14 protein-coding genes are annotated in these 12610 nt (G+C 64.9%); 7 read left to right on the top strand and 7 right to left on the bottom strand.

The window, feature by feature from the left end; translation table 11 throughout:
* Positions 1–40 precede the first annotated feature (40 nt).
* The 4 genes from IEX25_RS08570 to purC all read right to left on the bottom strand — a co-directional run bounded on the left by IEX25_RS08570 (position 41) and on the right by purC (position 2681).
* Positions 41–763 carry a transporter substrate-binding domain-containing protein gene (locus IEX25_RS08570; RefSeq protein ID WP_103171169.1) on the bottom strand — a complete coding sequence of 241 codons (723 nt, stop codon included), beginning with the start codon at positions 761–763 and terminating at the stop codon, positions 41–43.
* A 26-nt stretch (positions 764–789) separates the two neighbouring features.
* Positions 790–1587, bottom strand: a complete 798-nt coding sequence (locus tag IEX25_RS08565; RefSeq protein ID WP_370463849.1) for an ABC transporter ATP-binding protein — start codon at positions 1585–1587, stop codon at positions 790–792.
* 81 nt (positions 1588–1668) lie between these two features.
* Positions 1669–1908, bottom strand: coding sequence for a phosphoribosylformylglycinamidine synthase subunit PurS (purS, locus tag IEX25_RS08560; RefSeq protein WP_103171170.1), 240 nt, complete (start codon positions 1906–1908; stop codon positions 1669–1671).
* Between the two features lie 11 nt (positions 1909–1919).
* Positions 1920–2681 (bottom strand): phosphoribosylaminoimidazolesuccinocarboxamide synthase, encoded by a 762-nt coding sequence (gene purC / locus IEX25_RS08555; protein ID WP_103171171.1) that lies wholly within the window; start codon positions 2679–2681, stop codon positions 1920–1922.
* Between the two features lie 130 nt (positions 2682–2811).
* Between purC and IEX25_RS08550 the strand changes: the two genes are divergently transcribed.
* Entirely contained in the window at positions 2812–3129 is a 318-nt protein-coding gene (locus IEX25_RS08550) for a DUF1476 domain-containing protein (protein WP_103171172.1), read from the top strand.
* Positions 3130–3174: 45 nt separating this feature from the next.
* Here IEX25_RS08550 and IEX25_RS08545 read toward each other — a convergent pair whose 3' ends face one another.
* Genes IEX25_RS08545 through IEX25_RS08535 form a run of 3 tightly spaced genes read right to left on the bottom strand, consistent with a single transcriptional unit; the run spans position 3175 to position 5414 of the window.
* Positions 3175–4479 (bottom strand): MATE family efflux transporter, encoded by a 1305-nt coding sequence (locus IEX25_RS08545; RefSeq protein WP_103171173.1) that lies wholly within the window; start codon positions 4477–4479, stop codon positions 3175–3177.
* A 9-nt stretch (positions 4480–4488) separates the two neighbouring features.
* Entirely contained in the window at positions 4489–4995 is a 507-nt protein-coding gene (locus tag IEX25_RS08540) for a PaaI family thioesterase (RefSeq protein ID WP_370463848.1), read from the bottom strand.
* Complete coding sequence (locus tag IEX25_RS08535) at positions 4992–5414, bottom strand: PaaI family thioesterase (RefSeq protein ID WP_103171175.1); 423 nt, start codon at positions 5412–5414, stop codon at positions 4992–4994. Before IEX25_RS08535 ends, IEX25_RS08540 begins: the two co-directional genes overlap by 4 nt.
* Positions 5415–5547: 133 nt before the next feature.
* Here IEX25_RS08535 and IEX25_RS08530 point away from each other — a divergent pair, with 133 nt between their 5' ends.
* The 6 genes from IEX25_RS08530 (at position 5548) to IEX25_RS08505 (ending at position 12543) form a co-directional block, all read left to right on the top strand.
* Positions 5548–5928: a MerR family transcriptional regulator gene (locus IEX25_RS08530; protein WP_103171176.1), complete on the top strand. Its 381-nt coding sequence runs from the start codon at positions 5548–5550 to the stop codon at positions 5926–5928.
* A 121-nt stretch (positions 5929–6049) separates the two neighbouring features.
* Positions 6050–6448: a MerR family transcriptional regulator gene (locus tag IEX25_RS08525; RefSeq protein ID WP_103171177.1), complete on the top strand. Its 399-nt coding sequence runs from the start codon at positions 6050–6052 to the stop codon at positions 6446–6448.
* Positions 6449–6452: 4 nt separating this feature from the next.
* A complete protein-coding gene (locus tag IEX25_RS08520; protein ID WP_103171178.1) occupies positions 6453–8225 on the top strand; it encodes an acyl-CoA dehydrogenase C-terminal domain-containing protein in 1773 nt (590 codons plus the stop codon).
* Positions 8226–8495: 270 nt separating this feature from the next.
* Positions 8496–9137, top strand: coding sequence for a glutathione S-transferase family protein (locus tag IEX25_RS08515; RefSeq protein WP_103171179.1), 642 nt, complete (start codon positions 8496–8498; stop codon positions 9135–9137).
* Positions 9134–10345 (top strand): acetyl-CoA C-acetyltransferase, encoded by a 1212-nt coding sequence (locus tag IEX25_RS08510; RefSeq protein ID WP_103171180.1) that lies wholly within the window; start codon positions 9134–9136, stop codon positions 10343–10345. Before IEX25_RS08515 ends, IEX25_RS08510 begins: the two co-directional genes overlap by 4 nt.
* A 14-nt stretch (positions 10346–10359) precedes the next feature.
* On the top strand, positions 10360–12543 hold the full coding sequence (locus tag IEX25_RS08505) for a 3-hydroxyacyl-CoA dehydrogenase NAD-binding domain-containing protein (RefSeq protein ID WP_103171181.1): 2184 nt from the start codon (positions 10360–10362) through the stop codon (positions 12541–12543).
* Positions 12544–12610: the final 67 nt, after the last annotated feature.

Genomic DNA, 12610 nt, shown 5'->3' with positions numbered 1-12610 from the left:
GTCCCGGTAAGGGCCGCGGGTCGTCCCGCAGCCCGTCAGATCATTCGTAGGTCTGCGCGTCGTCGCCGAAATGCTTGCGGATCAACTCGTTCAGGCTGCCATCTTCCTTCATCGCGGTGATGGCGGCGTCAAGTTTCTCGCGCAGTTCGGTATCGGACTGGCGCACGCCCACGCCGATGCCTTCGTCCAGGTTCACCTGTTCGCCGACAAAGACCAGGTCGTTGCTGTCCTCGACGAAGGGGCGCATCACCTCGTGGTCGCCGAAGCCCGCGTCGGCCTCTCCGTTGCGGACGGCGGCGAAGACCTGGTCGATGTTGGGGAATTCCAGCATGGTCGCGCCGGTTTCCGCGATATACGACGCCTGCACGGTCCCGGTCTGCACGGCGATCACGCCGCCTTCCAGGTCAACGCCATCCTGCAGCGCGACATAGGACGAGGGCGCGGGCGGAAGGTAATCCTGCGTGAAGGCGATGACGGCCTTGCGTTCCTCGTTGATGCTCATGGCGGCCATGATGGTGTCATAGTTCGACGACACCAGGTTCGGGATGATCGAATCCCAGTCGTTCTTGACCCAGGTGCATTCCAGTTCCGCGCGCCGGCACAGTTCGTCGCCCAGTTCACGCTCGAAGCCCGCGACCTCCCCCGCCTCGTTGATGAAGTTGTAGGGGGGGTATGCGCCCTCGGTCCCCATGCGGACGGTCTGGGCCATGCCCATGCCTGCGGTCAGCGCCAGGGCGGTCGCGGCAAGCAGCAGTTTCTTCATTCTTTCTCTCCTGTTGGACGTCTATTCTAATGCGCCATCGAGGCGCTGAGGAACTGGCGCAGCCGGTCGGTCTGCGGCGCGCCGAACAGCCGCTCGGGCGGGCCTTCCTCGGCGATCAGGCCCTGGTGCAGGAACACGACATGATCGCTGACATCGGCGGCCAGGCGCATGTCATGGGTCACGATGATCATGGTGCGATGTTCGGCGGCCAGATCCTTGATGACCCGCACGACCTCTTGCTGCAGTTCGGGGTCAAGCGCGCTTGTCGGTTCGTCGAACAGCAGCGCCTTGGGCTGCATGCACAGGGCGCGGGCGATGGCGGCGCGCTGCTGCTGGCCGCCCGACAGTTGCGCGGGCCAGGCATCGGCCTTGTCCCCGATGCCGACCTTGTCCAGCAGCGACCGGGCGCGGGCCTCGACCGTGGCGCGATCCTCGCGCAGGACGGTCACCGGCGCCTCCATCACGTTCTGCAGGATGGACATGTGGGACCACAGGTTGAACTGCTGGAAGACCATCGACAGGTTGGTGCGGAACCGCATCACCTGGGCACGGTCGGCAGGCACGCGGGCCATGCCCTGCCCCTTCCACCGGACCGGTTCGCCTTCGAAGCTGATCTCTCCGGCCTGGCTGTTTTCCAGAAGATTGCAGCAGCGCAGCAGCGTGGACTTGCCCGACCCCGAGGATCCGATCAGACTGACCACATGCCCGCGCGGCGCGGTCAGGGACACGCCCTTCAGCACCTCGACCTGGCCATAGGACTTGTGAAGCCCTTGGATCCGGATCACGGGCGCGGCGTCTTGCGGGCTGGCTTTATCGTTCATCATCGGCGCATTGGGCGATAATCCCGGCGCTTTTGCAACGGGGTCTGCGGGGCAACCTGCCGATAAACGCAGGTTGCCGCTGCGTCAGACGATCTCGACCGAGTATTTCTCGATCACGGTATTCGCCAGAAGCCCCTCGCACATCTTTTCCACCTCGGTCTTGGCCTGCGCCGCATCGGTCGCGTCCAGATCCAGTTCGATCACCTTGCCCTGGCGGACACCCGCCACGCCCTTGTGTCCAAGACCGCCAAGCGCGTGGCGGATCGCCTCGCCCTGCGGGTCCAGGACGCCATCCTTCAGCATGATCGTGACACGGGCTTTCATGGCGTCTTCCTTCAATTGATCGCGGTCGGCTTCAGGCTGGTGGTATTGGCGGGCATCAGGCCCAGGCGGCGCGCAACCTCGGTATAGGCGTCGGTCAGGTTGCCCAGGTCGCGGCGGAACACGTCCTTGTCCAGCTTCTGGTTGGTCTTCATGTCCCACAAGCGGCAGCTGTCCGGGCTGATCTCGTCGGCGACGATCAGGCGCATGAAATCGTTATCCCAGACGCGCCCGATCTCGATCTTGAAGTCGATCAGCTTGATGCCGACGCCATAGAAGACGCCCGACAGGAAGTCGTTCACGCGCAGCGCCAGCGACACGATATCGTCCAGATCCTGCTGGGTCGCCCAGCCGAAGGCAATGATGTATTCCTCGGACACCATCGGGTCGCCCAGTTCGTCGTTCTTGAAGCTGTATTCGACGATGGGACGCGGCAGCAGCGTGCCTTCCTCCAGCCCCAGGCGCTTGGACAGGGAGCCGGCGGCGAAGTTGCGCACGATCACTTCCAGGGGCACGATCTCCACCTGGCGGATCAGTTGCTCGCGCATGTTGATGCGGCGGATGAAATGATTGGGGACGCCGATATTCGTCAGCCCGTTCATGAAGAACTCGGAAAGGCGGTTGTTCAGGACGCCCTTGCCTTCGATCACGGCCTTCTTCTGCGCGTTGAAGGCGGTCGCGTCGTCCTTGAAGTACTGGACCAGCGTGCCGGGTTCGGTGCCTTCGTACAGGATCTTCGCCTTGCCTTCATAGATCTTCTTGCGGCGCGGTGCCATGGCGGGCGTCCTTTCGCATGTCCCTTATCCAAAGCGCCTTACCTCACAAGCGCACCCGGGGGCAATACGAGAGGCTTGCAAGCGGCCGTGGCCGGGATAACATCGGGGCCAAGACAACACGGAGGCCACGATGACCACCTTCGACGACCGCGAACGCGGTTACGAATCCAAGTTCGCGCATGACGCCAACCTGCGCTTCAAGGCCGATGCCCGCCGCAACCGCCTGCTGGGCGAATGGGCGGCCGGGCTTCTGGGCAAGACGGGCGACGACGCGCGCGCCTATGCGATGACCGTCGTGACCTCGGACTTCGAGGAGCCAGGCGAGGACGATGTGTATCGCAAGCTGGCGGCCGATCTGGAAGGCAAGGCGGGCGAGTCGGAAATCCGCACCAAGATGGCCGAACTGATGCAGGTCGCGCGCCACCAGATCATCGACGAAACGACGTGAAACCGCGCTGATCGTTCCAACAAGGGGGCCGGTCGGCCCCCTTTTTCATGCGGGCCGGGCCGCGGCTTCGGCGCGCGGATAGCGCAGCGCCATGGTCACGCCGCGCGACAGGTTCAGCACCATCAGCGCCGCCCACAGCCCATGGTTCCCCCAGACCGGCGGCAACAGCAGCACGGCGGCCAGGAAGGCCAGGGCCGACCAGATCATCGCCACCCGCATGTCGCGCGTCAGCGTCGCGCCGATGAAGATGCCGTCCAGCATCCAGGCTCCGACCCCGATCACCGGCGCAAGCCCCAGCCAGGGCAGATAGGCTCGCGCCTCGGCCCGCACCTCGGGGGATGTGGTCAGCAGGTCGATGATCGCGCCTCCGCAAAGCCAGAAGGCCAGCCCCAGGGCAAGCGCCCCTGCGACACCCCAGGCCGAGGCAAGGCGGGATGCCTGCCGCACCCCGTCCGGCTTGCGGGCGCCGACCGCCTGCCCCACCAGGCTTTCGGCGGCGAAGGCGAAGCCGTCCAGGGCATAGGCGGTGATCGACAGGAATTGCAGCAGCACCTGGTTGGCAGCCAGCGTCACGTCGCCCTGCCCCGCGCCCAGGAAGACAAAGCTGGTGAAGCTGGCCTGAAGCAGGACGGACCGGATCATGATGTCGCTGTTCACGCGTGCAAGGCGCGTCAGCTTGTCCCGCGCGAACAGCCCGGCCGCGTGCCAGCCCTGCGCCAAGGGCTTGCGGGTCATCCACAGCCCCAAGGCAAGCCCGCAATATTCCGACAGCAGCGTGCCGACGGCGACGCCGGGGACGCCCCATTCCAACCCCAGGACGAACCAGACTGACAGTACGACGTTCAGCCCGTTCTGGACCAGATGCAGCAAAAGCACGGATTTCGCCCGTTCCACCGCGATCAGCCAGCCGGTGATGGCATAAAGGGCGATGGTCGCGGGCGCCCCCCAGATGCGGATCGACAGGTAGTCGCGGGCCAAGGCCTCGACCGCGGCCGAGGTCGGGGCAATCCTGAACGCAGCCCAGAAGACCGCGCCCTGGATCAGGACGAAGCCCAGCCCCGCGGCCCCGGCTATCGCCAGCGCGCGCAGCAGATGCGCGCCGCTTTCGGCCCCCTGACCCGCGCCATGGCTTTGCGCCACAAGGCCCGATGTCCCCATCCGCAGGAAGCCGAAGATCCAATAGATCGAGGTTAGGATCACGGATCCAATGGCGACGGCCCCAATCGCCTCGGGCCGGCCCAGTTGCCCGATGACCCCGGTATCGACCAGTCCCAGCAAAGGCACGGTCGCGTTCGATATCACGATGGGCAAGGCGATCGCCAGAACCCGCCGGTTGGTCGGCCTGTCCATTCCGGCGGCCTAGCCTTGCGGCATCAGGAAATGGCCCGTCGCCTGCGCCATCAGCCGGGCGCGGTTGTCCTGCCATGCCTCGACCTGGACGCTGGCATAGCGCCGCCCCGACCGCACCACGCGCGCACGGGCATAGGCGTCGCGCGGCAGCCCGCTGCGCAGATAGTCCACGGTGAAGTCGATGGTCTTGGGCAGGCGCGGCGGTCCGGCCGCGACAGCCGCGTCGGGAACGGTGCGGCCGGACTCCATGTCCTCCCACATGGCGGCCCAGGCCAGTTCGATGATCGCGGTCGTTTCCAGGAACGCCGCCGTGACGCCGCCGTGGATGGCGGGCAGCATCGGGTTGCCGATCAGCTTTTCGTCATAAGGCAGGATCGCGGTCAACTCGTCCCCGCGCCGGTCGAAGCGGATGCCCAGCCATGTCAGATAGGGCACGCCGGACACAAGCGCCGCCAGGGCGGAATCGCGGCGGGACTTGATCCGGTCCAGGGGTTCGCGGCGGTCCATCGGCATCATCTTTCGACCGTGAAGGCGCCGGTGGCGGCGGCGACGGGATTGGCCTCGTCCTCGTCCAGGGCCACGGCCCGGACAAAGGCGACGGTCCGCGTCAGGTGATAGCACTCGGCCTTGGCCGTGATCCGCTGGCCCTTGGTGGCCGAGCGCATGTAGTCGATGCGCAGATCGATGGTCGCCGTCGAGGACGGACCCGACGGGTGCGACATCACCGCCGCCCCGCAACTGGTATCCATCAGCGCCGAAACCACGCCGCCATGAACCACGCCGCTGCGGGGATCGCCGACAAGATGTTCGGCCCAGGGCATGCTGATCGTGGCCGATCCCTTGCCCAAGGCATCGACCCGCATCCCCAGGGCGCGGGCATGGGGGATCGCCTCGATGAACTGCTGGGCGATTCGCGTCTGATCCGTCTCGGACATGCCTGTCTTCCCTGTGCCCCGGTCCATTGTCGCGCCACGCTATCCCCGACCGGCCCGCACGCTCAACCCCCGTCCCTTGCGCTTGGGCGCGCCAAGCGGATACCCTTGCGTCAGTTGCCACAGGAGGGGGCGGATGCCGGGCGAGCAGACGATCAGTTTCAAGGACATGTGCGCGCGCTTCGACGTCACGCCCCGAACGCTGCGCTATTACGAATATATCGAACTTCTGAACCCCCGGAAGGAAGGCCGCGCGCGCTTCTATGGACCGCGGGAAATCGCGCGCATGACCCTGATCCTGCGCGGCCGCCGGTTCGGCTTCTCGCTCGAGGAGATCCGGCAATGGCTGCTGATCTATGAACAGAAGGGATCGCGCGAACAGTATCAGGTCTGGCTGGATCTGGCCGACCGGCAGTTGAAGGTCCTGGATGAACAGATCGCCGACCTTCAGTCCGCCCGCACCGACCTGCAAGCCCTTCGTGAGACTGCGGCGCAGGAATTGAGCGACATGGGTTGACCCAGCGTCACGGTTGTCCTTGACTTCCCCTGTGACGCGGCGTCTTGCTTACGTTCGCGTCAACTTGCCCCTATATTGTGGTCAAGGACGGCAGACGGTGAATGAGGAGGAACCGCGATCCATGTCCGACGAGCTGATGACGATTCGCCAGATGTGCGATGCGTTCGGCGTAACCCCCCGCACGCTGCGCTTCTACGAGGCGCGCGAGCTGATCTTTCCCGAACGTCGCGGGCAGCATCGCCTGTATGACCGCCGGGACAGGGCACGCCTGACGCTGATCCTGCGCGGCAAGCGGTTCGGCTTCAGTCTCGAGGAAATCCGCCAGCTGCTCGAACTCTACGAGCCGGGCGGCACGAACAAGGCACAGATCGCCGCGACCATCTCGGTCGGACGGCAGCGCCTTGCCGACATGGAACGCCAATATGCTGAGCTGAGCGAGGCGATCGTCGATCTCAGATCCCAGCTTTCCGATGCAGAAACCCGTCTTGCCGCCGCGTCCAACGACACGACCACAGGGTAAAGCCATGACGATTTACATCCCGCCTGTCCGCGACATGCAGTTTGCGCTGCATGACGTGCTGAAGCTGTCGCAATCGGGCCTGCCGGGCCACGAGGATCTGGAACCCGAATTCACCGAGGCCATTCTTGAAGCTGCCGGCAAGCTGGCGGCCGAGGTTCTGGCGCCGCTGAATGCCGTGGGCGACAAGCAGGGCTGCCGGCTGGAGAATGGCGTCGTTCGCACCCCCGATGGCTTCGACCGGGCCTTCCAGGCGGTGAAGGAAGGCGGCTGGACTGCGCTTGACTGCGACCCGGAATACGGTGGCCAGGGGATGCCCTATGTGATGGGCGTCGCGACGGGCGAGATGTTCGTGTCGGCCAACATGGCCTTCAACATGTACCAGGGCCTGACCCATGGCGCCTATTCTGCGATCCACGCCCATGGGACGGACGAACAGAAGCAGACCTATCTGCCGAAGATGGTCGGCTGCGACTGGACGGGCACCATGAACCTGACGGAACCGCATTGCGGGACCGACCTGGGGATGCTGCGGACCAAGGCCGAGCCGCAGGACGACGGCAGCTATCTGATCACCGGGCAGAAGATCTTCATCTCGGCCGGCGATCACGACCTGGCGGAAAACGTCATCCACCTGGTACTGGCCAAGGCCCCTGGCGGGGGCGAGGGTACGAAGGGCATCAGCCTGTTCATCGTGCCGAAGTTCCTGGTGAACCCGGATGGATCGCTGGGTGAACGCAATGGCGTGACCGTCGGGAAGCTGGAAGAAAAAATGGGCATCCACGGCAACTCGACCTGCGTCATGAACTATGACGGCGCGAAAGGCTGGCTGCTGGGCGACCTGCACAAGGGGATGCGGGCGATGTTCACGATGATGAACGAAGCCCGGCTTGGTGTCGGCCTGCAGGGCTATGCCTGCGCGGTGCCCGCCTATCAGAACGCCGTCGCCTATGCCAAGGACCGCCTGCAGGGCCGCGCGGTCACGGGCCCCGTCAATGCCCAGGGCGCGGCCGATCCGCTGATCGTCCATCCCGACATCCGCCGTTCGCTGATGGACCAGAAGTCCTTCCTGGAAGGCGCCCGCATGCTGGCGCTGTGGGGGGCGCATCTGATCGACAAGGGCCACAATGGCGACGCCGATGCCGAAGGCCTCGTGTCCCTGCTGACCCCGGTGATCAAGGGCTTCCTGACCGACAAGGGCTTCGAGACGGCCGTGCTGGCCCAGCAAGTCTATGGCGGCCACGGCTATATCGAGGAATGGGGCATGTCGCAGTTCGTCCGCGATGCCCGCATCACCATGATCTACGAGGGCGCGAATGGCGTGCAGGCCCTGGATCTGGTGGGCCGCAAGCTGGCGCAGGACGGCGGCAAGCATGTCATGGCCTTCTTCGAGATGGTGAAGTCCTTTTGCAAGCGGCACGGCGAAAGCTCATTGGCCGCCGATTTCATCGCGCCTCTGAAGGCCGCGTCGAAGGATCTGCAAACGGCGGCCATGTTCTTCATGGAACGCGGCATGAAGAACCCCAACGACGCGCTGTCGGGCAGCTATGACTTCATGCACCTGTTCGGACACGTGACGCTGGGCTTCATGTGGGCGCAGATGGCCGTCGCCGCGCAAGAGGCGCTTGACGCAGGCAAGGGCGACGCAGCGTTCCTGAAAACCAAGCTTGCGACCGGACGTTACTACATGAAGCGGCAGTTGCCGATGACTGCGACGCATCTGGCGCGCATCCAGTCCGGCGCGGCCCCTGTCATGGAGCTTGAGGCAGAGGCATTCTGAAGCGGCGTGTGAGAAGGCAGGGTCGGAGTGGGTATTTGGACAACGAAGAAGCGGATGCGTCCCGGCCCCTCCTTCCTTCCGGTCGGTCCGGCATGTCTCAGCCAAGAACCGGGACGACTTCTCCGTTGACGGTCATCGGCTCCCCAGCCTGTACCGTAAGGCCATGATAAACGCCTTTAGATTGAAGAAGGGTTAATCCGCGCCTTCTTCGTTGCAAAAATACCCCGCGGGGGTCCGGGGGCGCGAAGCCCCCGGCGGTGGAGGAACAGGATGACCGCGCAACTCTGGTGCTTTGGCGAATCCGGCAATGCCTACAAGGCGGCCCTGACCATGGAACTGGCCGGCTATGACTGGACGCCCGTTTACGTGGACTTCTTCAACGGAGAGGCTCGCACCCCCGCCTTTCGGGCCATCAACCCAATGGGCGAGGTTCCGGTCTTCCGCGAGGGCGATTTGGTCCTGTCCCAGTCCGCCGTGATCCAGATGCATATCGCCGAACGCACCGGCAGGCTTCTGGGCAGCGACCGCAATGAAACCCTGCGTTGGCTGATGTTCGACAACCACAAGCTGTCCGGGCAGGCAGGTCCGGCGCGCTTTCTTCTGAACTTCCTGCCTGCGGACAGACGGCCGGTCGGGGCGGCGGAATATCTGCAAGGTCGGCTCAAGGCAGCCTACAGGGTGCTGGATGACCATCTGTCCTCGCGGGATTGGGTCGCCGACGCGGACCCCACGATTGCCGATGTCGCCTGCTGTTCCTATCTCTTCTATCCTGAGCCCTTCGGCTTTGACCGGAAGGACTGGCCCCATATCGACCGCTGGCTGGCCGCGATCGCCGACTTGCCCGGCTGGAAACACCCCTATGACCTGATGCCCGGCAATCCATCGGACCGGGCGCCCAAGGAGGACGCATGACCGACGCATTCATCTATGACGCCGCCCGCACCCCGCGCGGCAAGGGCCGCAGCGACGGCAGCCTGCACGAAGTCACCTCGCTGGCTCTGTCCGCCCGCCTGCTGAACGCCGTCAAGGACCGCAATGGACTGGAAGGCAACGCCGTCGAGGATGTGATCTGGGGCAATGTCACCCAGGTCAAGGAACAGGGCGGATGTCTGGCGCGCTCGGCGGTCCTGGCCTCGGATCTGGACGAACGCATTCCCGGCCTGTCGATCAACCGCTTCTGCGCAAGCGGGATGGAGGCCGTCAATCTGGCCGCGAACCAAGTCAAGGCGGGCGCGGGCAGCGGCTATATCGCCGGCGGCGTCGAGATGATGAGCCGCGTCCCCATGGGCAGCGACGGGGCGGCCATCGCCGTCGATCCGACGGTGGCGATGAACCAGTATTTCGTCCCGCAAGGCATCAGCGCCGACATCATTGCCACCGAATACGGCTTTACCCGCGAGGAAGCCGACAAGCTGGCCGTGGAAAGCCAGAACCGCGCCGCCCGCGCCTGGCAGGAAGGGCGCTTTGCCCGGTCCATCGTGCCGGTCAAGGACCAGAATGGGCTGACCATCCTGGACCATGACGAATACATGCGGCCCGGCACCACCATGGAGGATCTGGCCAAGCTGAAGCCCGCCTTCAAGGACATGGGCGAGGTGATGCCCGGCTTCGACAAGGTCGCGATGCTGAAATACCCGCATCTGGACCGGATCGAGCATATCCACCATGCCGGCAACAGCAGCGGCATCGTCGATGGCGCCGCCGCCATGCTGATCGGGAACGAGGAATTCGGCAAGGCCCATGGCCTGAAGCCCCGCGCCCGCATCCGTGCCACGGCCAAGATCGGCACCGATCCCACCATCATGCTGACTGGCCCGGTTCCGGTGACCGAGAAGATCCTGGCAGACAGCGGCATGTCCATCGGCGACATCGACCTGTTCGAGGTGAACGAGGCCTTCGCCGCCGTCGTGCTGCGCTTCATGCAGGCCTTCCAGGTCGATCCGGGCAAGGTGAACGTCAATGGCGGCGCCATGGCACTGGGCCATCCGCTTGGCGCGACAGGCGCGATCATCATCGGCACCCTGCTGGACGAGCTTGAACGGCAGGACAAGACCGTGGGCCTTGCGACGCTGTGCATCGCGTCCGGCATGGGCGCCGCCACCATCATCGAACGCGTCTGAGGGAGGCTGCGGACATGACTGACTTCATCATGAAAAAGGACGCCGACGGCGTCGCCGTCATCACCTGGGACGTGCCGGGCAAGTCGATGAACGTGCTGTCGCTGGAGGGTGCGGCCGAACTGGACGCCCTGATCGACGACGCGCTATCGGACGAGGCGGTCAAGGGCATCGTCATCACCAGCGGCAAGAAGGACTTTGCCGCCGGGATGGACCTCAATGTCATCGCACAGATGAAGGGGGGCGGCGCGCAGCAGGTCTTCGACGGGATCATGACGCTGCATCATGCCCTCCGCAAGATCGAGCGCGCGGGCATGGACCCCAAGACCCTCAAGGGCGGCAAGCCCGTGGCGGCGGCGCTGCCCGGCACGGCGCTTGGCATCGGGCTGGAACTGCCGCTGGCGACGCATCGCATCTTTGCAGCCGACAACCCCAAGGCCAAGATCGGCCTGCCCGAGATCATGGTCGGCATCTTTCCCGGCGGCGGCGGCACGATCCGCCTGTCGCGCAAGCTGGGCGCCATGGCGGCCGCGCCATACCTTCTGGAAGGCAAGCTGTCGGACCCGAAGAAGGCCAAGGCCGCGGGCCTTATAGACGAGGTGGTGGCCGATCCCGTCGCCGCTGCGCGCGAATGGGTGCTGAACGCCAAGGACGCGGATCTGGTCAAGCCCTGGGACCAGAAGGGCTACAAAATGCCAGGGGGCGAACCTTATCACCCGGCGGGCTTCATGACCTTCGTGGGCGCATCCGCCATGGTGAACGGCAGGACCATGGGCGTCTATCCGGCGGCCAAGGCGCTGCTTTCGGCGGTCTATGAAGGGGCGCAGGTGCCTTTCGATACCGCGCTCAGGATCGAGGCGCGGTGGTTCACCAATGTGCTGATGAACCCGTCCAGCACGGCGATGATCCGCAGCCTGTTCATCAACAAGGAGGCGCTGGAAAAGGGCGCGAACCGCCCCGAGGCACCGGACCGGTCGGTGAAGAAGGTCGGCATCCTCGGCGCCGGGATGATGGGCGCGGGTATCGCCTATGTCAGCGCCATGGCAGGCATCCAGGTGGTGCTGATCGACGCGAAGCAGGAGGCCGCCGACAAGGGCAAGACCTATTCCGAAGGCCTGCTGGACAAGGCCATCAGCCGCAAGAAATCGACCGAGGAGAAGAAGGCCGAGGTTCTGGGCCGTATCACCGCCACCACCGATTACGCCGCGCTTGAAGGCTGCGACCTGATCGTCGAAGCCGTGTTCGAGGATCCCGCCATCAAGGCCGAGGTCACGAAAAGGGCCGAGGCCGTGATCCCGCAGGACGCGATCTTCGCCACCAACACCTCGACCCTGCCGATCAGCGACCTGGCGAAGGCAAGCGCCCGGCCCGAGCAGTTCATCGGCATCCACTTCTTCAGTCCCGTGGACAAGATGATGCTGGTCGAGATCATCAAGGGCCAGCAGACCAGCCCGCGCGCGGTCGCCAAGGCGCTGGATTTCGTGCGCCAGATCCGCAAGACGCCGATCGTCGTCAACGACGCGCGGTTCTTCTATGCCAACCGCTGCATCATCCCCTATATCAACGAAGGCATCCGCCTGGTGGCCGAGGGGGTCAGCCCTGTGCTGGTCGAAAACGCGGCCAAGATGATGGGGATGCCGCTGGGTCCGCTGCAACTGGTCGATGAAACCAGCATCGACCTGGGCGTGAAGATCGCCAAGGCCACCCGCACGGCCATGGGGGATGCCTATCCCGACGGAAACGTGGACGAGGTGCTGTTCTGGATGGCCGACCAAGGCCGCCTGGGCCGCAAGTCGAATGCGGGCTTCTATGCCTATGGCGACGACGGCAAGCGGCAGGGTCTGTGGGACGGCCTCGCCGCGCGTTATCCGCAGTCGGACGATCAGCCGGACCTGACCACGGTCCAGCACCGGCTGATGTTCGTGCAAACCCTCGAAGCCGTGCGTGCCTTCGAACAAGGCGTGCTGGAGGACATCCGCGAAGGCGATGTCGGCGCGATCCTGGGATGGGGCTTCGCGCCTTGGACGGGCGGTCCCTTCGCCTGGCTGGACATGCTGGGCGCGGCCCGCGCGGTCGAGATCTGCGACAGGCTGTCGGCCGAACATGGCGAACGCTTCGCCGCCCCGCAGATGCTGCGCGACATGGCCGAAAGCGGGCAGTCCTTCTATGACCGCTTCGGCGCCGGCAAGAAGGCCGCCTGAACCATGCGAAACGCCCCGGCTGTTGTGGCCGGGGCTTGCCTTCATCCTGATGGGCAATCAGCCGTCG

This window comes from Paracoccus acridae (assembly GCF_014642735.1).
Lineage (GTDB): Bacteria > Pseudomonadota > Alphaproteobacteria > Rhodobacterales > Rhodobacteraceae > Paracoccus > Paracoccus acridae.
Note: the sequence above shows the minus strand (reverse complement) of the source record. Positions and strands in the feature narration are given on the sequence as shown.